The sequence below is a fragment of the Iodobacter sp. CM08 genome (assembly GCF_033446605.1).
In the GTDB taxonomy this organism is placed as follows: domain Bacteria; phylum Pseudomonadota; class Gammaproteobacteria; order Burkholderiales; family Chitinibacteraceae; genus Iodobacter.
This window is the reverse complement of sequence record NZ_JAWQUO010000007.1, coordinates 93987-114106: the sequence shown is the minus strand read 5'-3', so window position 1 is coordinate 114106 and position 20120 is coordinate 93987. Positions and strand designations below refer to the sequence as shown.

16 protein-coding genes are annotated in these 20120 nt (G+C 48.1%); 14 read left to right on the top strand and 2 right to left on the bottom strand.

Annotation, left to right across the window (positions count from 1 at the left end; all coding sequences use genetic code 11):
• Positions 1 to 51: 51 nt before the first annotated feature.
• Complete coding sequence (locus tag R6242_RS05605; RefSeq protein ID WP_293931219.1) at positions 52 to 357, bottom strand: ArsR/SmtB family transcription factor; 306 nt, start codon at positions 355 to 357, stop codon at positions 52 to 54.
• Positions 358 to 537: 180 nt separating this feature from the next.
• On the opposite strand from R6242_RS05605, the gene gpmI reads away from it, so the two are divergent.
• From gpmI to trpS, 6 genes are all read left to right on the top strand, one after another.
• Positions 538 to 2073 carry a 2,3-bisphosphoglycerate-independent phosphoglycerate mutase gene (gene gpmI / locus R6242_RS05600; RefSeq protein WP_318424810.1) on the top strand — a complete coding sequence of 512 codons (1536 nt, stop codon included), beginning with the start codon at positions 538 to 540 and terminating at the stop codon, positions 2071 to 2073.
• Position 2074: 1 nt separating this feature from the next.
• Complete coding sequence (locus R6242_RS05595) at positions 2075 to 3388, top strand: murein hydrolase activator EnvC family protein (RefSeq protein WP_318424806.1); 1314 nt, start codon at positions 2075 to 2077, stop codon at positions 3386 to 3388.
• A gap of 210 nt (positions 3389 to 3598) precedes the next feature.
• The gene (locus R6242_RS05590; protein WP_318424804.1) at positions 3599 to 5047 is read left to right on the top strand and encodes a S41 family peptidase; all 1449 of its coding nucleotides are present in this window, start codon (positions 3599 to 3601) and stop codon (positions 5045 to 5047) included.
• Between the two features lie 91 nt (positions 5048 to 5138).
• Entirely contained in the window at positions 5139 to 5537 is a 399-nt protein-coding gene (locus R6242_RS05585; RefSeq protein WP_318424801.1) for a hypothetical protein, read from the top strand.
• 88 nt (positions 5538 to 5625) lie between these two features.
• The gene (locus R6242_RS05580; protein ID WP_318424798.1) at positions 5626 to 6426 is read left to right on the top strand and encodes a molybdopterin-synthase adenylyltransferase MoeB; all 801 of its coding nucleotides are present in this window, start codon (positions 5626 to 5628) and stop codon (positions 6424 to 6426) included.
• A gap of 245 nt (positions 6427 to 6671) precedes the next feature.
• Positions 6672 to 7670 carry a tryptophan--tRNA ligase gene (gene trpS, locus R6242_RS05575; protein ID WP_318424796.1) on the top strand — a complete coding sequence of 333 codons (999 nt, stop codon included), beginning with the start codon at positions 6672 to 6674 and terminating at the stop codon, positions 7668 to 7670.
• A gap of 47 nt (positions 7671 to 7717) precedes the next feature.
• On the opposite strand, the gene R6242_RS05570 is transcribed toward trpS, so the two are convergent.
• On the bottom strand, positions 7718 to 8719 hold the full coding sequence (locus tag R6242_RS05570; protein WP_318424793.1) for a substrate-binding domain-containing protein: 1002 nt from the start codon (positions 8717 to 8719) through the stop codon (positions 7718 to 7720).
• 222 nt (positions 8720 to 8941) lie between these two features.
• On the opposite strand from R6242_RS05570, the gene R6242_RS05565 reads away from it, so the two are divergent.
• The 8 genes from R6242_RS05565 (at position 8942) to R6242_RS05530 (ending at position 20106) form a co-directional block, all read left to right on the top strand.
• Complete coding sequence (locus R6242_RS05565; protein WP_318424790.1) at positions 8942 to 11743, top strand: ATP-binding protein; 2802 nt, start codon at positions 8942 to 8944, stop codon at positions 11741 to 11743.
• Between the two features lie 197 nt (positions 11744 to 11940).
• Positions 11941 to 13326: an ATP-dependent RNA helicase DbpA gene (gene dbpA / locus R6242_RS05560; RefSeq protein WP_318424787.1), complete on the top strand. Its 1386-nt coding sequence runs from the start codon at positions 11941 to 11943 to the stop codon at positions 13324 to 13326.
• Positions 13327 to 13651: 325 nt separating this feature from the next.
• Entirely contained in the window at positions 13652 to 15358 is a 1707-nt protein-coding gene (locus tag R6242_RS05555; protein ID WP_293931192.1) for a DEAD/DEAH box helicase, read from the top strand.
• A gap of 330 nt (positions 15359 to 15688) precedes the next feature.
• Positions 15689 to 16444: a rhodoquinone biosynthesis methyltransferase RquA gene (gene rquA, locus R6242_RS05550; protein ID WP_318424784.1), complete on the top strand. Its 756-nt coding sequence runs from the start codon at positions 15689 to 15691 to the stop codon at positions 16442 to 16444.
• A gap of 327 nt (positions 16445 to 16771) precedes the next feature.
• Positions 16772 to 17353 carry a PEP-CTERM sorting domain-containing protein gene (locus R6242_RS05545; RefSeq protein ID WP_318424781.1) on the top strand — a complete coding sequence of 194 codons (582 nt, stop codon included), beginning with the start codon at positions 16772 to 16774 and terminating at the stop codon, positions 17351 to 17353.
• Positions 17354 to 17839: 486 nt separating this feature from the next.
• The gene (locus R6242_RS05540) at positions 17840 to 18916 is read left to right on the top strand and encodes a calcium:proton antiporter (RefSeq protein WP_293931184.1); all 1077 of its coding nucleotides are present in this window, start codon (positions 17840 to 17842) and stop codon (positions 18914 to 18916) included.
• Between the two features lie 65 nt (positions 18917 to 18981).
• Positions 18982 to 19488, top strand: coding sequence for an Ivy family c-type lysozyme inhibitor (locus R6242_RS05535; RefSeq protein WP_318424774.1), 507 nt, complete (start codon positions 18982 to 18984; stop codon positions 19486 to 19488).
• A 252-nt stretch (positions 19489 to 19740) separates the two neighbouring features.
• Complete coding sequence (locus tag R6242_RS05530) at positions 19741 to 20106, top strand: glutaredoxin family protein (RefSeq protein WP_318424771.1); 366 nt, start codon at positions 19741 to 19743, stop codon at positions 20104 to 20106.
• Positions 20107 to 20120: the final 14 nt, after the last annotated feature.

The window sequence follows — 20120 nt, the reverse complement described above, 5'->3', positions numbered from 1 at the left end:
TTGTAATTTATATAGGTGCAACATCGCGTACCTTGTACGCGATGTAAACGGCTAAAAGCCGCAAAATACATTTCGAAGCATCACAATCACTTCAAGAGTACGCAAATCACCAACACGGTAAAAAACCCGATTAGCATCTTTGCGTGTACGCAACACACCTTTTTCCCGCATCAAAGCCAGATGCTGGGAAATATTCGATTGTGTGGTGCCCACTTGCTCCACAATATCTTGCACGCTGACTTCTTTATCCCCTAAAACGCAGAGAATTTTTAAGCGTAGCGGGTGCGACATCGCTTTCATTGCACGCGAAGCCTGATCAATGTGGGTGTCGTCCATATGCTCAATGGAATTGGCCATAATCACTATCTAAGAATAAAAGGTTTAGGGGGATATTCTAATTATATATTGCTGATTAGGGTAGAAATATTGCCAAACGTCATAGAGGCTATTATGCAATGGGTTAGAATACTAGTGATATTTAAAAATTGTTTGCTTAACAAACCTGCGTAAGCAAACATCATAGGGATAAATTCTAATATGAGCCAAAACGTCAAACCTGTGTTGTTACTGATTCTAGACGGCTTCGGTTACCGTGAAGAGACAACGGATAACGCCATTGCCGCCGCCAACAAGCCTCATTTAGATCGTTTATTTGCCACTTACCCGTGGACCACAATTAACGCATCAGAAGAATACGTTGGCCTGCCTAAGGGTCAATTTGGTAACTCTGAAGTAGGCCATCTAAATATTGGCGCAGGGCGCGTGCTGCAACAAGACATCAGCCGCATTGATTGTGACGTTGCGGATGGCTCCATTGGTCAAAACCCTGTATTTGCTGCTGCCATTTTACAAGCTAAAAACAATAGCAAAACATTACATATCCTAGGCTTGATTTCTGATGGTGGCGTACATTGCCACGAAGCCCATGTAAATGCCTTGATTGCTGCTGCTAGCGATGCGGGCGTCGCCCACATCCATGTGCATGCCTTCCTTGATGGCCGTGATACTCCTCCACGCAGCGCCGCAATCTACCTAGCCAAATTGCAAGCCGTGTGCGATGCCCATCCCGCAGCACGTATTGTTTCTGTTACTGGCCGCTACTGGGCAATGGATAGAGACAAGCGTTGGGAGCGCATAGAGCCCGCCTACAAGGTGATGGTTGAAGGCGAAGGGCTGTTTCATGCCGCCACAGCAGCAGATGCACTGGCAGCAGGTTATGCGCGCAATGAAAACGATGAATTTATCTCAGCAACCGCCATTGGCGAAAAATCATCGATGCAAGACGGTGATGTAGTGATCTTTATGAATTTTCGCGCCGACCGTGCCCGCCAAATCACCACCGCACTTACCGATGCCAGCTTTGATGGTTTTAAAGCGCGTCAGCCTAAATTTGCCTCATTTAGCACCGCAACCAACTACGGCTCAGCCTATCCAAGCCTACTGGTAGCCTACGATAAGCCAAAAGTAAAAAATAGCTTTGGTGAATATGTAGCAGCTCAAGGCTTAAAACAACTACGCATCGCCGAAACCGAAAAATACCCGCACGTGACTTACTTTTTCTCGGGCGGCGAAGAAAACGAATTTGCTGGCGAAGACCGTATCTTAGTGCCATCCCCTAAAGTGGCTACTTATGATTTGCAGCCAGAAATGAGCGCGCCAGAAGTCACTCGGCAAATTGTGGCTGCCATCGAATCCAAGCAATACGCAGTCATTATCTGTAACTATGCCAATGGCGATATGGTGGGCCACTCAGGTATTTTTGACGCAGCCGTTAAAGCAGTTGAAGCTTTAGACCAGAGTGTTGCACAATGTGTTGACGCCATGCTTGCAGCGGGAGGAGAAATCCTCATCACTGCCGATCATGGTAATTGTGAATTGATGTATGACCACACCGCACATCAGCCGCATACCCAGCACACCACGGATCAAGTTCCTTTTGTGTATATCGGCCGCCCAGCAACCATGGCGGCCCGTGGTAGCGGCGCTTTACGTGATATTGCCCCAACCATGTTGGCCTTGATGGGCCTTAATCAGCCCGAAGAAATGACGGGTAAATCATTGGTGAATTTCTAAATTGCTTAGACCGCTATTTCTTTTATTGCTTACAAGCGGTGCACTGGCTGCACCTGCTACCCCCGCCGCTCCGCAGCAAGAATCACAGGCCAAGCAGGCCGAGCTAAAAGACTTACGCGGTCAACTGCAAGAGCTTAAAAAAGATCTGGCTGTTAACGAATCCCACCGAAGCGAAGCCACAGACGCTTTAAAAGATTCAGAAACAGCCATTTCTGACGCCAACCGCGTGCTAAACAGCATGCAAGCAGAACAAGCCTTAAGTACCGCCGAAATTAAGCGCTTAGAAAACGATATCAGCCATACCCGCAGTGGCATTCAAGCCAGCCAAGTTAGGCTGGGTAAAATCCTTAAAACACGCTACAAAGCTGGGCAAATTGAAGCTTGGCGCTTGCTACTCAACCAGCAAGACCCCAATCAAGTCAGCCGCGAGCTCACCTATTACCGCTATATCAGCCGCTCTCAGCTGCAATTGGCCAATAAACTAGAAGCGCAGCTTGCCGAGCTATCCCAGCTATCCGAAGAAATTCGCCAAAAAAACGAAGCCTTACAGCAACTCGCCCAGCGTAAAAAACAGCAAAAAGAAGTGCTGGTTTCTGAGCAGCAAGAAAAAAAACAAATTGTGAATAGCCTGTCACAAGAAATCAGTAGTCAACGGAATCAAATCCAAAAACTCGCTGCCGATGAAAAACGCCTGACCGGCCTAGTCGACAAATTAAACGCGATTATTAAACGCCAAGAGCTAGAACGCGCCAAACAAGCCGCGGCAGCCAAACAGCTGGCAGAAAAGAAAGCAAAAGAGCGCGCAGCCAGAAACGCCGCCGCACAGGCCAAGGCAAAAGCCGCAGGTAAACCCGCGCCCAAAGCCGAACCAGAACCAGCCCCCACATTGAACAGCGCTTTACCCGATGCCAGCCAAGCGGGGCAAGCCTTTGCCTCACTCAAAGGCAAGCTAAGATTGCCAATTAAGGGCGAAATTATGGGCCGCTTTGGCACCGCGCGTGGTGAAGGTGGGCAATGGAAAGGCGTGTTTATCCGTGCCGCTTCCGGCCAGAGCGTAAAGGCCGTTGCCAGCGGGCGTGTGGTGTTTGCCGAATGGCTACGTGGCTTTGGCAATATGCTGATTGTGGATCACGGCGGTGGATATATGAGTATTTACGCCGCGAATGAGAGCATTCTTAAGCAAGTAGGTGATACGATTAAGGCAGGAGACAGCATTGCCACCAGCGGTAACAGCGGTGGAATGGCAGATTCCGGCTTATACTTTGAACTCAGACAAAATGGCCGCCCCGTTGATCCACTAGCGTGGGCTGGCTGATAAACAATAAGCAAAGAGGCTTTGCCCGCATCATTTGCAAAGCGATTGGCCCAGAAATTATTTGCTATACCTAATAGAGCATTCCAATCAAACCACGAGAGTGCGCCGCGCCTAAGGTCATTAGGTGCTTTTCGTGGAAAAAAGTATCAAAAAAAACATAAATTGTACGGTCTAAACCCATGTCAGTAAGCCTATAACAGGAAAACGCGGATGTCCTCGAGCAGCAAAAAACCAAAGCTCCAAAAGATCGCCTTGCTACTGGCAGGCGCAGGTCTGGGCGTTGCCCTCAGCCTTTCCTTTAATGCCGTCGCCGATAAAGATGCCGGCGGTAATCCACTACCCGTTGAAGAGCTGCGCGCATTTTCAACGGTGTTTGGCTTGATTAAGCAAAGCTATGTTGAGCCCGTTGAAGATAAAAAACTGATTACTGAAGCCATCAAAGGCATGGTATCCGGCCTTGATCCGCATTCAAGCTATCTAGATGCCGATGCATTTAAAGATATGCAAATCCAAACTCAGGGTGAATTTGGTGGTTTAGGCATAGAAGTCAGCATGGAAGACGGCTTGGTTCGTGTGGTCTCACCGATCGAAGACACCCCTGCTTACCGCGCTGGCGTAAAAGCGGGTGACTTTATCGCCAAAATCGACGAAACCCCCGTGCAAGGCATGTCGCTCAATGACGCCGTAACCAAAATGCGCGGCAAAATTGGCACCTCAGTTACGCTTACTATGTTGCGTAAGGGCGAAGGCAAGCCGATTGTGATCTCGCTAAAACGCGCCGTCATTAAAGTGCAAAGCGTGAAATCTAAGCTGGCTGAACCTGGCTATGGCTATATCCGTGTGGCGCAATTCCAAGAGCACACCACAGAAAACGTCGCTCAAGCCTTAGAAGCGCTTTATAAAGAAAACAAAGCACCGCTCAAAGGCGTTGTGCTTGATTTACGTAATGATCCGGGCGGTTTGCTAAACGGTGCCGTGGGTGTATCCGCAGCCTTCTTGCCTAAGGATACGCTGGTGGTTTACACCGAAGGCCGCACGCCAGATTCTAAGATCAGGCTCACCGCTAGCAAGGAAAACTATCTGCGCGAAAGCGGCAAAGATGATTACTTTAAAAATACCCCTAAAGAAGTGAAAACCGTACCATTGGTGATTCTGGTCAATGGTGGCTCGGCTTCTGCTTCAGAAATTGTAGCGGGTGCACTGCAAGATCATAAGCGCGCCATCGTGGTTGGCACTCAGACTTTTGGTAAAGCATCGGTGCAAACCATCATGCCGATTGATAACAAAACGGCACTGAAGCTCACTACTGCGCGCTACTTCACCCCGCTAGGCCGCTCGATTCAGCTAAAAGGGATCACTCCGGATATCGAAGTTGAAGAAGCAACACTCAACGGCAAGGAACAAAGCGCCTTCCGTATTCGTGAAGCCGATTTAGGCCATCGTTTGGATAATCCAAATGAAAAAGACGCGGGTAAAGCAGCATCCGAGCCTAAAGCCATCATCAAGGCCCAAAAACCAAAAACAGTTGCAAGCGAAACGGCGGAAGAAAATCCACGCGAGCTGGCCTCTAAAAACGACTACCAACTGCAACAAGCGCTGAATATTTTAAAAGTTCAGCAAATTTTGCAAAATAAAGCGGTAGCAGCACCGGCTAAATAGTCATTGCACAGGATAGCCATAGAGGGCTTGCCCTCTATGGCTCCTAGGTATGGGAAAGCCGCCCATACCAGCTCGCAAAATGCGGAGAATAATGATGAAGCCAGCAGATTCTCTCTCTAGGCAACGCGATATTCAATTTTACCCGCACCCCGCCCAAGCCCATCTTGCGGCTCAGTTTTTAGCCACGATTCCTAGTATTACCGTTCAGATTTTTGCCAGCAAGCACTGTATCTCTGTGCAATACCTAATCCAAGAACACTCACTACAAATCATCGAAAATCAGCTCAAAGTGGCTGGGTTTCATCTGGATGAAAGTATCCTGAGCAAAATCAAACGCGCCCTAGTCTATTATTGCGAAGATATCGCTCGCAGCAATTTAGAAATCCCCGAGCACAATATTAAAAGTCGTGATGTCTATGTGAAGGTCTGGGAAAATCACCCACACGGCGATCATGACGAAACCCCTGAGGAGTTGCGAAGATATTTATAAAATACTCGCCCAGCTACACAGCGGGTTGACACCATGTAATTAGCCGGCACACAACACCTTACACTCTTCTTTTATGTGATTTTTAGCCATGATCTACGCTACGCTATCCCCCTCCATTGCTAACGAAGCTGAGCTCAGCGATCAAGATTTACTGCGCTATAGCCGCCATATTCTGCTCGATGAAATCGGCATCGAAGGCCAGCAGGCAATCAGCAATGCGCATGTGTTGCTGATTGGTGCGGGGGGTTTAGGCTCACCCGCTGCGCTCTATCTAGCCTCAGCAGGTGTTGGCACACTCAGCATTGTGGATGACGATCATGTGGAATTATCTAATCTGCAGCGCCAAATCATCCATAGCACGGCCAGCCTTGGGCAAAATAAAGCCATATCGGCCAAAGCGGCAGCTAGCGCGATCAACCCGCAAATAAAAATCAATGCAATCACCACACGCGCCACGGCGGCAGAGCTAAATAAACTCGTTGCAGCGGCCGATATTGTGCTGGATTGCTGCGACAATTTTGCCACCCGCCACGCGGTAAACCGCGCCTGTGTCGCACACAAAGTGCCTCTGGTTTCAGGTGCGGCAGTGCGCTTTGATGGTCAGCTCACCACGTTTGATGCACGCCTCGGCAACGCCCCCTGTTATCACTGCTTATTTGGGGAAGAAGGCGAAACCAGTGATGGCCCATGCGCCACCTTTGGCGTATTTGCCCCGCTGGTAGGGATTATTGGCGCAGCGCAAGCCGCCGAGGCGCTCAAGCTGCTTATGAGAGTAGGCACGCCGCTGATTGGACGCTTGCAGCTATTAGATGCCCGCAATATGGCTTGGCGCGAAATGCGCTACAAGCAAGACCCTGCCTGCCCAGTTTGCAAGCACCACACGCAATAAACGATAATAATTATCATTAACACGACTTACTGTGTAGACAAGCGGTCTAAAAGCTGCAATAGTAGAGCCCATGAACGCACTTCAACGCCCTCTTATTTCCCAGCCAACGAGCTGGTGCTACCGCCACTATATGTTACTGGCGGCCTAGACTCATTTATTTGAACAATGCCGCCGGTCCAGGCGGCATTGTTGTTTCTACACACCCCATGGGCTCGGCGGCGTAAATCCACACAAGGATCGAGAACATGACTTCGCATATTATTTTGACTGGCGACCGCACTACAGGCCCATTGCATTTAGGCCATTTTGTGGGTTCATTACAAAACCGCCTCGCCTTTCAAGACAAACACACCCAATTTTTGATGCTGGCCGACGCGCAAGCGCTCACCGATACCGATCACGATGTAGTACATCGCAATGTATTGGAAGTAGCGCTCGATTACCTTGCAGTTGGTCTTGATCCTGCTAAAAACACTATTTTTATTCAGTCGCAAGTCCCTGAGCTATCTGAGCTGACTTACTACTTTATGAATTTGGTCACGGTAGCACGCTTAGAGCGCAACCCTACGGTTAAAGAAGAAATTCGCCAAAAGAACTTCCAGCGAGATATTCCCGCAGGATTTCTAACTTACCCCGTGAGCCAAGCAGCCGACATTACCGCCTTTAAGGCCACCGCCGTGCCAGTAGGGGCAGATCAGGCCCCGATGATCGAGCAGACCAATGAAATTGTGCGCCGTTTTAATACCCTCGTAGGTAAAGATATTCTGCTAGAAACCCGTGCCATCATCCCGCAAACCGGCCGCCTGCCGGGTGCAGATGGCCAAAGCAAAATGAGTAAATCTCAGGGAAATGCGCTGCATTTATCAGCCAGCCCAGATGAAATTAGCCAATACGTAAAAAGCATGTACACCGATGCGAAGCACTTAAGAATTAACGATCCAGGCCAAGTTGAAGGCAATGCCGTATTTACCTTTCTTGATGCTTTTGAACCCGATATTAGTTTTATTGATGATTTGAAAGCCAAATACCGCAAGGGTGGCTTGGCCGATTCCGTGATCAAGCAACATCTAGAAGTTCGCCTGCAAGAGCTGATTGCGCCGATTCGTGCTCGCCGTATTGAGCTAGCCAAAGATCCTGCCCATGTCATGCAAATATTAAAAGCAGGCACCGCACATGCCCGCACCATTGCAGCAGCTACTTTGGGCGAAGTAAAATCTGCACTGGAGTTGGACTATTTTAACTAGCAGATTGTCCTCATAAGCACAGATAGGGGGCGGTATTCGTGCCCCCCCTATAAGCTTTGGCCTAGAAAAATCTCATAGGCCAAATCCACCACCTTATCGGGGTAATGACGCCCTTCTATCCTGCCAATTAAACGCTCAGCAGCAAGCCGGCCAATCGCTTCACGCGGGGTGATTACACTGGCTAGCTGCGGCGCTAGGGCGAGGCCAATATCAAGGGCATTAAATCCGGCCACGCTGATTTGCTCTGGCACACGAAACCCCAATGCTTGGCAGGCCAACATCGCGCCTGCAGCAATATCATCATTAGTACAAAACACCCCATCCAAATCAGGCGCAACTTGCAGCGCATCACGCAATAATTGCCCACCTAAAGTAAAGCAAGAAGGCTGATCAGTGTGAATCAGAATAGGCTCAAGCCCCGCGTCAGCCAGTGCTGCTAAATACCCCGCTTCACGCTGACGTGTTCTATGGTCTAAACGCGCCGCCAGATAAGCAATCCGCTTACGCCCCTTAGCCAACATTAAACCCACCATCACTTGCGCTGCAGCAGCATGATTTAGGCCAACCGCCAAATCAATGGGCCGCTCAGGCAGCTCCATGATTTCGACCACGGGAATAGCGGCGGTTTCCAGCATTCTTAAGGTGCGATGGGTGTGCTGCGTTTCAGACAAAATCAGCCCATCCACATTAAACGAAAGTAATTGCTCAATCTGCTGCTCTTCCCGTGCCATCGTATAGCCATAATGGCCGTAGAGCGCGTGTAACCCTGCTGGCCCTGTTACCGACTCAATGCCACGTACTACACTAGAAAAGACCTGATTTGACATGGAAGGTAGCAACACACCAATTGCACGGCTTTTGGCGTTAGCCAGCATATCGGGCACACGATTATGGATATAACCCAGCTCCTCCATTGCCAGCGCAATTTTCTTAGCTGTTGCCACGGCCACTTGCTGCGGCTCGCGCAGATAACGGCTAACAGTCATTTTGGAAGCCCCAACTTTATCGGCAACATCTTGCAAAGTAGGCCGCCGAGTTTTGTGATTCATATGATTCCTAAAACAATTTCTGCAAGGGATTAGCAACAAGGAAAAATCGCTTAGCAGTTCTTACCGCTACAGATTTATATGCACTTAGTGGCATCAGTGCCACCACCTAAAGCAGCTCATTTAATCCACACCTATACTGTCTTTACATGTAATTTCAACTCGATCAGCTGAGCTATTATTTCGTATATGCCCGTCTAGCCTTAGATCTCTGGAGTATGAAGCGTGCGCCTGCTGTTAACGAATCTGCTCCTAGCCTTAGTTTACTTAGTAGCAGGTAAGCTTGGCCTACTGATGTCACTTCCTCCCGGCTATGCCACGGCCATCTGGCCGGCAGCAGGAATAGCGTTTGCTGCATGCTTATTATTTGATGGACGCAAAATTTGGCCTAGCATACTGATTGGCTCATGGTGTGTGAATGCAACCATTGGGCTGCAATGGGATTGGGGGATTTTACCTCTTATTATTGCCACTGGATCGGTCTTACAAGCCATAATTGGCGCCAGATTACTACGCAAATTTGATCCACACTTTGAAATGGATCAGCCTATACGCATTCTGCAATTTAGTGGCTCTGGATTACTGGCTTGTACCATCGCCAGCAGCATTGCCAACACCGCTTTATTTTTTAAAGGCTATTTAAGTGCAGATTTACTTGCACAAAATTTCTCCACTTGGTGGCTTGGGGATGCACTGGGTGTATTAATTTTTACACCACTCTGTATTGCCCTTTACGATAAACGCCCAGCTTGGAGGGAGCGGCGCTGGATGGTGGTTACGCCACTCCTGCTCACCTTCTCATCATTTGTCTGCGTGTATTTATTTATCAGGAATAGTGAAATAAGGCAGATACAAAGCCAGTTTGCTACCGAATCAATCATGATTAGCCAAGATTTTGAGCAATTAGATGCAGTAAACACCCAAACCCTAAGCAATTTAGCCACTCTAGCCCAACTGGTAAAACCATTATCCTTGCCGCAGTTTTCTACCTTTGTCAAACAAAGTAATAAAGCAGCGACAAGCTTTCGCACTTTTGGCTGGGCTCCCCTATTACGCCACGCGCCCTACGATCACCAATATGAGCAGCTACAACAAACCCTCAATTTAAATAATATAAAAATACACCGCTTAGCCAACTGGCACCCCAATCCCCTTGGTGTTTTACCCTTAACCATGATTAGCCCACCCAGCCCTTCGGTATTGGGATTAGATTTGCTCTCCGAGCCACGCCGAGCCCAAACAGCAAACGCAGTTATTGCTAGCCATAAAGTAGCCATCAGTCCCAAAATCTTACTAAGCGATGATTTAAAAGGGCCAGGTGGCTTACTCATGATGGCCCCTGTTTTATCTGCAACGGGGGAAGTAGAAAGCATTGTCACGGGCGTCATTGATATTCGGGGCTGGCTTAAACTGATGCAGCAGCACAAGCAAGTACAGTGGGCGATCCTTGATCTTACCGAGGGCAAAACTGAAGTTATTTACTCTAATTTTACTAAACCCTTTCCCTCATTTCAAAGCTCAAGCCAACTCGATGCTATGGGTGTTTATTACCAGCAACCGCTCAATTTTGCGAATCGTCAATGGCTGCTGCTCTTGCATAAACCCACCAATGCCTTAGGTGGCAGTACCATCAGTGCATCCTTAGTGCTGTTATTTTGTATCCTGACTGCCACTGCCGTACTTGGCAATCTCGCCTTAATTTTAAGTGCAGACCGCCGCCGTGTAGCTGCCGAAGTTGAAATAAAAACCCTTGTTTTGCAACAAGAAATGGCCATCCGCAAGCAACAAGAGATACAACTCATTGAGGCCAAACAGCAAGCTGAATCAGCCAATTTAGCCAAGAGCCAGTTTCTAGCTACCATGAGCCACGAAATCCGCACCCCACTTAATGGCGTAATGGGAATGGCGCAGCTGCTGATGCAAGAACAAGTAGACGAGACAGAACGCTTAGATTACGCACAAACCATCCTTCGCTCTGGCGAGAATCTGCTTTCCTTACTGAATGAAATTTTAGATTTTTCTAAAGTAGAAGCAGGGAAAATGGAATTAGAATCGCTGATTTTTCAACCCGCTGAGCTAGTGCAAGAAGTCGCCAATTTATTCCGAGAAACCGCCCATCAACGGGGCCTGCAGTTAGATTTATTATTTGATGTACCGCTTCATTTAAGCTGCTGGGGGGATCCTTATCGCTTAAGACAAATCATTAGTAACTTACTCAGCAACGCACTTAAATTTACTTCGGCTGGCACTATCACTCTAAAACTAGAACAATTAGAAAATTCTTTCTTAAAATTTACAGTAGCAGACACCGGAGACGGAATTGATGAACTGCAAATCTCTAAATTATTTAAAACCTTTAGCCAAGGTGATGGCAGCATTACACGCCGTTATGGTGGCACAGGCTTAGGCCTTGCCATTTGCCGCAGCCTAATTCAACTAATGGGGGGTGAAATCGGTGTAATAAGCCAATTAGGAAAGGGATCACAATTTTGGTTTCAAATTCCTGTTGATGAAGCTACAGATTCCGAAAAACGCCTCCCCACCCAATACCAAGCATTAGCTACACAAACAGAACAAACAAAATTACAACGCATCTTAGTCGTTGAAGATAATCCAATTAATCAAGTTGTGGTGTTGGCTATGTTGGCTCGATTAGGCTATCAAACAGAGTTGGCACAGCACGGGCAAGAAGCACTCGATGCCTTAAAAAGCACAACTTCATTTGATTTAGTTTTAATGGATTGCCAAATGCCCATCATGGATGGCTACGAAGCTAGTTTACAAATTCGTAGTTGGGAGCAACAATTCAAACGAAAACACATCCCAATTATTGCCCTCACTGCAGATGCCTACCAAGAAGATAAAGAGCGCTGCCAAGCGGTAGGCATGGATGATTTTTTAAGTAAACCCATTAGTATTCATGACCTAGCAGAAACATTGCAACGCTGCCTCTCCCCACGGCTGGCCAGCTCTATACTAGGCAACTCCTTACTCACACGGCCTACTAGGCTAAAAGTAAGCAAATAATCATCGAGTGATGCAAACTTTTCCTCCACAAACCGCCCAGAGGGATGAAGCAAGCCGCCCCATTCTGCCATCGGTATCACAACGTAATATGTATCAATCAAGATCATGGTTGAAAAACCAATTAATAAGTGGGCACTGGCTCTAAAGCGCTGCGCCTGATAGACTACTGCCCCTTTTGGTCTGCGAGATAAGTCATTGTGAATACAACATCTTTTGCCAATCTACCTCTCTCGCCGGCCATGCTGCAAAACTTGGACAGCTTGGGTTACGTTGAGATGACCGAGATCCAAGCGCGCAGCCTGCCGCTGATTCTAGAGCGCCGCGATTTAATCGCCCAAGCAAAAACCGGCAGCGGCAAGACGGCAGCGTTTGGGATTGGCATGCTACATAAGCTCAACCCCAGCTACTTTGCCATTCAGGGCTTGGTGATTTGCCCCACCCGCGAGCTGGCCGATCAAGTTTCTAAAGAGCTGCGCCGTTTGGCACGCTTTACCGACAATATTAAAATTTTAACCCTTTGTGGCGGCTCGCCCATGGGGCCGCAAATTGCCTCGCTTGTACACGGTGCGCATATTATTGTGGGCACACCGGGGCGTATCCGCGACCATTTAGGCCGCGCCTCGATTGATTTATCCACCGTACAAACGCTGGTATTAGACGAAGCCGACCGCATGGTGGATATGGGCTTTTACGATGAGATCGCCGGCATTGTCAGTGCCTGCCCAACGCGCCGCCAAACCCTGCTGTTTTCTGCCACTTATCCCGACAATATTCGTAAAGACAGCGCTAAATTCTTAAAGCTGCCTGCCGAAGTGAAAGTAGAGGCACAACATGCTGACAGCCAAATCGAACAACGCTTTTACCTCGTCGAACACGAGGAACGTAACGCCGCCGTGGCGCAGCTACTCAATCACTACAAACCGGTTTCGACACTGGCCTTCTGCAATACCAAGATCCACTGCCGCGAGCTTGCAGCTGAGCTGCGAGATCAAGGTTTTAGTGCCCTGGCGCTTTACGGCGAGCTAGAGCAACGCGAACGCGACGAGATTCTGGTGCAGTTTGCTAATCAAAGCTGCTCCGTGCTGGTGGCCACCGATGTCGCCGCACGCGGCTTAGATATTCAAACCCTAGGTGCCGTGATTAACGTTGACGTATCTAAAGATACCGAAGTGCATATCCACCGCATTGGCCGCACCGGCCGTGGCCACGATAAAGGCTTAGCCCTTAGCCTTTGCGCCCCAAACGAGAAAAAATGGGTCACCCTGATCGAAGAATACCAAGGCGGCTCAGTACGTTGGTTTGATTTAAACACCCTAGAAGCCGAGGCCAGTGGCCCTCTGCGTGCCCCGATGGTGACGCTGTGCATTATGGGCGGTAAGAAAGAAAAACTTCGCCCAGGCGATTTACTTGGTGCACTCACTGGCGATGCGGGCCTAACTAAAGAGCAAGTCGGTAAAATTAATGTGTATGAATTTATGACCTATGTAGCGCTTGATCGCCGCGTGGCAGATAAAGCATTTAATAGCCTGAGCCAAGGAAACATCAAAGGCCGCAGCTTTAAAATGCGCTTTATTGGCGCTTAATTGGCAGTGGGCACGGCATGCCGTGCCCCTACAAAGACACAATTAGCGCAGTGTAATCTGCACTAATTCATGATTGCTTCACACACCAACGCAAGTACACAGGTATAATCCCGCCGTGGGCGCGTTACCCAGTCTCCGCGCTACACCACCCAGATACGCCATCAAGCTTGAAATCCTTTACCTCGCAGTGTTTTTTTGCATGCAGGGCTCAGCAAAAAGTTGCTGAGTGAGCTATCTTGATGCCATATTTGTAAGATCACCTACCCCATCTGCCTTTGACTGGCGCCACTCTTGGCGACAGGCCGATATCTCCTCTGGAGTTTGAATGAGTTTTTCCGCCCTAGGGCTTGCGGACGATATCGTCCGTGCCGTTACTGAACTTGGCTACACCACACCAACCCCTATTCAGCAACAGGCGATTCCTGCCGTGCTATCCGGTGGTGATTTACTTGCTGGCGCACAAACCGGCACGGGTAAAACCGCCGGCTTCACGCTGCCGCTGCTGCATTTACTCAGCACAAAACCTGCCACTGGCAAAAAGATTCGTGCACTGATTCTGACCCCTACGCGTGAACTGGCCGCTCAGGTTGAAGAAAGCGTGCGCGACTATGGTAAATATTTGCCACTTAAATCCATGATGATGTTTGGTGGCGTGAGTATTAATCCGCAAATTAAGCAGCTAAAAGGCCAGGTAGATATTCTGGTGGCCACACCGGGCCGTCTGCTCGATCATATGTCGCAAAAAACCGTTGATTTAAGCGCGGTTGAGATTTTGATTCTGGATGAAGCAGACCGCATGCTCGACATGGGCTTTATCCGTGATATCAAAAAAGTGCTGGCCCTATTGCCTGCCAAGCGCCAAAACCTGCTGTTCTCGGCTACTTTTTCTGACGAAATCAAAACCCTTGCCGATGGCCTGCTCGATAAGCCTGCACTGATCGAAGTGGCTCGCCGCAACGCCACGGCCGAAATGATTACGCAAAAGGTATATTTTGTTGACCGTGAGCGCAAACGTGAGCTGCTCACCCAGCTGATCAAAGAAAAAAATTGGTTCCAAGTTTTGGTGTTTACCCGCACCAAACACGGCGCTAATCGCTTAGCTGAGCAGCTAAGCAAAGATGGCATTAACTCACTGGCCATTCATGGTAATAAGAGCCAAGCCGCTCGTACCCGTGCTTTGGCCGAGTTTAAATCTGGCACGCTGCAAGTACTGTGCGCCACCGATATCGCCGCTCGCGGTATTGATATCGAAGAATTGCCACACGTGGTTAACTTTGAGCTGCCGAATGTAGCCGAAGATTATGTACACCGGATTGGCCGCACGGGCCGTGCTGGCTCTGAAGGCGAAGCGATTTCTTTGGTTTGTGTGGATGAGCACAAGCTATTAAATGATATCGAACGCCTGATCAAACGCGATATCACCCGTGAAAGCGTAGATGGCTTTGCGGTTGATCCAAGTATCAAAGCCGAGCCAATCTTAAATGGCCGCAATGGTGCAGCGCGCAACACCAACCGCGATCCCCGTAACCCAAATAGCGGCCGCCCTCCACGTGGGCATAATCGCACCAACAATGCCCCTGCAGCAGCAGCGAGTGATGCGCCGCGCCCACCACGCAGCAATCCACGTGCTAGCGATGATAGCCGCCCAGCCAGCCGTTTTAACCCCGATGCACGCCCTGCTTCAGAAGGCCGTTTTAACAATAATCCACGTGGTGAAACGCCTTCTTCCGCAGCGCCTCGCCCTGCTGGTGAAGGCCGCTTTAACAACAATCCACGTGGCGAAGCGCGCACCCCATCGGCAGCTCGACCAACCGATGGCCGCAGCCGTTCTGGCCGTGGGGATCAACCACAAGGCCGTGCGCCGCAAGAGCGTAGCTATGCCGATCGTGGCGCGCGCAGCGATACACGCAGCGCAGCACCACGTGCACCCGCCGCTAAGCCGCGTGGCGATCAACAGCCATTGAGTAATGAAAACACCCCAGTGGCCGCCCTTTTTGCCCCGATCAAACGATCGGGTGGTCGTCACCACTAAGCAGCGGCACGGCATGCCGTGCTATAGCGATTTTACCCAAACGGCGCTCTAAGCGCCGTTTTTTTATATTTGCTCTGCAGGCGCGTAAAAAGTAATTACTCACAAAACAGCCCCCTTCCCACTCTCACCCGCTTAGTTATTTAAGCCGCAATAAACCGCCTATCCCCGCATAAGCACTAGCTTCAGCTCACCAATAAACATGCGGCTCCCTTGGCAATACTCACCTAGAAGCGGCCAGCCTAACCCTAAATAGCTAGATATTGGCCCAGCTCAAGGTATATAGCCCCCCCTCAGTCTAAGCTCAAAAAAATCCCTTAGAAGCCTGCCACCATGACGCAAAATCACCCCAAACTACCAACAGATCCTTATTACGAAGGTGTTCCTGACTATATGACCGAGGTTTACGACTGGGCCTATGTCAATCCCAAACGCGTTGATCAGCTCGACCATAATATGGTGGTAAAGGTGCTGCTATTTGGGAATGATCAACGCCTAATGCGTGCCTATTTGAATGAAATCAAACCAGGAATGAAGGTATGGCAGGTGGCACATGTTTATGGTGATCTAGTACGTAAAGTGGCACAAAAAGTGGGGCCAGATGGTGAGTTTCATTTAAGCGATATCACCCCTGCACAAATTGAACACGCCCAAGCCAAATTAGCTTTGTACCCATGGGCAAAAGTGGTGCGTAGCGATGCTGCAACCTATCAGAGCCAGCTATCGTTTGATCTTATTTGCAGCTTCTTTTTACTGCATGAAGTGCCTGATGAAAAAAAACGCAGCATCGTCGACCATATGCTCAGCCAAATGCCCGTTGGTGGAAAAGTATTGTTTGTTGATTACCATCGCCCATCGCTCTGGCAACCAATCCGTTGGATATTAAAATGGGTAAATGCCAAGCTAGAGCCCTTTGCCGAGGCATTATGGAATAATGAAATTAGCCATTACGCCAGCCAAGCAGAAAAATACCACTGGCAAAAGCGCACGATATTTGGCGGGGTCTACCAGATTGTGAGCGTCACGCGCACAATGCCGCAGCCCCCCCTAAGCCGATCCAACCCAGCCAGCAGCTCATCAAGGAGTTAAATCTATTGATGTTAGATTCACAATTACACTGAGCCAGAAGCAGCCAAGTACCAAGCATGGCGAGCATAAAGTAGTGAATGGCGGCTTGCTCTACTCTTCAGGGAACTGCATTGCTGTGGCTGCAGAATAGCTGCCAATACTTATCAAAAACTTATCAGCTACTTTGCATACTGCGATCAAAAGTCATCATCGCTGTAGATATCTGCTTGGTAACTCCGATTAAACAAACACCAAACTTACAACAAATGAAGTATTTGTTTTGACATTAGCAAGGAGCAAGACAGAAAATGATTGGATTCAGTTATTTTCTATCTATAGGAAAAGTTCATGCTGCACACAAAACTATTGCTCTCTAGTGCCATTTTCGCCTTAAGTACTTTTGCAAATGCCACAGTGATCGATTTCAATCATTTAACTCACAACGATACTTTTCAAACCTTCAATAGCATCAACACCAAGGGCTTTGTCATTAAAAATGACAGCCAAGGCAATGACCGTCTGGGTATTTGGGGGAAGAACGATGAGTTTCAGGCCGATAAAGGCCACGCTGCAGTATTTGTAAACTACAGCGGTAGCAAAACCAGTATTGAGCAAGCTAATAAATCATCCTTTAATTTTAAATCTATTGATCTTGCCGATGTTTTTAATAAGGGCGATTCAGCCTCTATTCAATTCAGCTTTTTTAATGGGCAAAGCACAACATTTGAAACCGTCGTTCTTGACCGGCTTATAGGTCTGCAAACCTTTGTTTTTAATAAAAAAAATCTCACCAAAGTCTCTTGGGTAGGCTCTAACAGCCAATTTGATAATATTAATATAAGCACACCAGTGCCAGAGCCAGAGACTTATGCTCTGATCGGCCTAGGCTTAACCGGCTTATGGATCGCACGCCGCCGTAAGCAAGCATAATTTATAAAGCTTCTCACTATTTGCTCTTGCCATATAAGAACCACGCCATGATCAAGGTGGTTTTTATATGGCATTTTTGTTCATGGAATCCACACATTGCAGTGATTATTCACCAGCGAGCCTTAGCATTTGCCATGTCTAAGATAGTCATTTATAAAAAACACGGCACTAGTGAACTTTTGATTACCCAGCGGCTCTAATTAACGCATAGTTGTTCGCGTTATTCCCCATATATTTATATGGCATTATCCCTGCAATATACTTCCCAATATGAGCAATAACGTCTGATTTGTACAAACTGCAAATCATCTTATATAAAACTAAGCGCTTTTCTTTGCTGCATCTTGGTTTTTTTTCACTGTATACAGAGCTATGATGCTCTGTGTTCAATACGGCATATCTGTATGTAATATTGTCGAACTCGCTATAAATCACTGTCCCCACACTGGAGCATATTATGTTGAATCTTTTTTCTCTGGCGCCACAATGAAAGTAACACTCCCGATCTGGACTATTGCCGCCCCTGCTATCGCTTGGCTACTCTACCTCGCTCCTTTACAAAGCTTAGGCAGCATCTATCTTGGCTTATTGACCTTGGGCTTATTTGGTGGCGTCTTAGCGGCGGTACACCATGCCGAAGTCATTGCGCATCGGGTTGGTGAGCCTTATGGCACCTTGGTGCTGGCTGTTGCCATTACGATTATTGAAGTGGCTTTGATTGTTTCTTTAATGATGGCAGGCGGGCCAGAAACCACGGCACTGGCTAGAGATACCGTTTTTGCCGCAGTGATGATTATTCTGAATGGAATAGTTGGCATGTGCTTATTAGTGGGCGGTTTACGCTACAAAGAACAAAGCTTCAGCTTAGATGGTGCCAGCGCATCGCTTACCACCTTGGCTGCCATTGCTGTACTCACCCTGATTTTGCCTAACTACACCACCAGTGCCCCTGGCCCTATATATACAAGCAGCCAGCTGATCTTTATTGCCGTAGTAACCTTAGTACTGTACGGCACCTTTGTGCTGGTGCAAACCGTGCGCCACCGTGGTTATTTTTTGCCTAGCCATGCGGTTGAAGATGAAGAAATTCATGCCGAGCCACCTACCCTAAGCACCACCGCTATCAGCGCCTTTCTACTCTTAGTTTGCCTTGTGGCGGTAGTGTTATTAGCCAAAGCACTGGCCCCCAGTATTGAGCTGGGAGTTGCCAATATGGGCGCGCCTAAAGCCTTGGTTGGCGTGATTATTGCTGCCGTAGTGCTATTACCAGAAGCCATTGCAGCCTTTCATGCTGCGCGTGCTAATCGCCTGCAAACCAGCTTAAACTTAGCCCTAGGCTCTGCACTTGCTAGTATCGGTTTAACTATTCCAACCGTTGCCGTACTTTCACTGAGCAGTGGCCTAACCTTAACCCTAGGCTTGGATATCAAGTCATCCTTGCTGCTGATGCTATCGCTGTTTATCACCATGCTATCGCTCAAAACCGGTAAAACTACCGTATTACAAGGCGTAGTGCTCTTGGTGATTTTTGCCGTCTATTTATTTACCACTGTCATCCCATAAACCTATACAACGGTCTATATAAGCCATTAAACCATGGCCTGTATAGACCAACACAGGGGAAAATTATGCAATGGATTAGCCGTATTTCAATCTGCAGCAGCATCATTGCAGCACTCTTTTTGCCACTGAATGCGCAGGCTAAAAACGTGAGCAGTGCTAAAGCGATGACCTGCACAGATAGCACACAATGTGCCTATTTTTATGAAGTTTATCCCGCAGATAAAACGCTACGCCAGCAGCTCAATCTTGCCTTTACCACATCCAAAATCAAGCCCCCACGCTGGCTAGGTAAAGGAACGTCTACTCCGATGATCCCTATTGTCTTAGGGCAAATACACTACCTAGCAGGATCGGTTTGCGAGCCACATAATTGTGGACATTCCGTTTATGTACTTTACGCACCAGCGCAAAAACGCGTAGTGGCCCACTACCAAACTGAAAATGGCCCCGCTCAATGGCTAGGCGAACCTAATCCTGCAGAACAACAGCTACTCACCGAGCTTGAAACCGCCAATAGCCCACTACAAACCAAGCTAGATAGCCACCCCAAGCTGCCTATCATCGTGGACTAGCCAAGAAGGTGATGTAAAACCTAGTGATACAACAAGGGCGAAACCCAATCACCCAGCGATAACATCCCAAATAATTCGTGGGTTTCCCCTTTAAGCTGCCTTTAATATCGCAGTTAGATCACAAACTCCTACATCAATATCGCTACCCCATCCGCCCTCTGCCCTATTCTTCATGACATCATTTGCAAGATAATAAAGAAACACCGTAATATGACACTCACACATTACTAACCTGCCCCCAAAGGAAAACAAATGGGCCGTGTTATAACCATCATTATTCTGATAGGTGCACTCTCTGCCGCTTGGAGGCATTATCAACACCCCAGCCCATCCAGTGACAGCTATAGCAGCCAACAAATTAATCAATTAGCCAACATGGTTAAGCCAAATGAAGTAGTAATGTATTCCACTACGGAGTGCGTTTATTGCCATGAAGCCAAAGCTTGGTTAAATCAGAATAACTTTGCCTTTACCGAATGCAATATGAGTATTGAAGAACGCTGCCAACAAGAATTTAATAGCTATGGCGCAATCGGCACACCATTTCTCATTGTGCGCGGCCACCACATGAAAGATGGCTTCGATTCCGACGAGTTTTTACAAGCATTGAGTGTTTAATTTAAATGCCCAAT

Excerpts from the sequence above, each read along its gene's own strand:
- R6242_RS05605 (WP_293931219.1), bottom strand. The coding sequence starts at position 357 with ATGGCCAATTCCATTGAGCATATGGACGACACCCACATTGATCAGGCT.
- gpmI (WP_318424810.1), top strand. The coding sequence starts at position 538 with ATGAGCCAAAACGTCAAACCTGTGTTGTTACTGATTCTAGACGGCTTC.
- R6242_RS05590 (WP_318424804.1), top strand. The coding sequence starts at position 3,599 with ATGTCCTCGAGCAGCAAAAAACCAAAGCTCCAAAAGATCGCCTTGCTA.
- R6242_RS05585 (WP_318424801.1), top strand. The coding sequence starts at position 5,139 with ATGATGAAGCCAGCAGATTCTCTCTCTAGGCAACGCGATATTCAATTT.
- R6242_RS05580 (WP_318424798.1), top strand. The coding sequence starts at position 5,626 with ATGATCTACGCTACGCTATCCCCCTCCATTGCTAACGAAGCTGAGCTC.
- trpS (WP_318424796.1), top strand. The coding sequence starts at position 6,672 with ATGACTTCGCATATTATTTTGACTGGCGACCGCACTACAGGCCCATTG.
- R6242_RS05570 (WP_318424793.1), bottom strand. The coding sequence starts at position 8,719 with ATGAATCACAAAACTCGGCGGCCTACTTTGCAAGATGTTGCCGATAAA.
- R6242_RS05555 (WP_293931192.1), top strand. The coding sequence starts at position 13,652 with ATGAGTTTTTCCGCCCTAGGGCTTGCGGACGATATCGTCCGTGCCGTT.
- rquA (WP_318424784.1), top strand. The coding sequence starts at position 15,689 with ATGACGCAAAATCACCCCAAACTACCAACAGATCCTTATTACGAAGGT.
- R6242_RS05545 (WP_318424781.1), top strand. The coding sequence starts at position 16,772 with ATGCTGCACACAAAACTATTGCTCTCTAGTGCCATTTTCGCCTTAAGT.
- R6242_RS05540 (WP_293931184.1), top strand. The coding sequence starts at position 17,840 with ATGAAAGTAACACTCCCGATCTGGACTATTGCCGCCCCTGCTATCGCT.
- R6242_RS05535 (WP_318424774.1), top strand. The coding sequence starts at position 18,982 with ATGCAATGGATTAGCCGTATTTCAATCTGCAGCAGCATCATTGCAGCA.
- R6242_RS05530 (WP_318424771.1), top strand. The coding sequence starts at position 19,741 with ATGGGCCGTGTTATAACCATCATTATTCTGATAGGTGCACTCTCTGCC.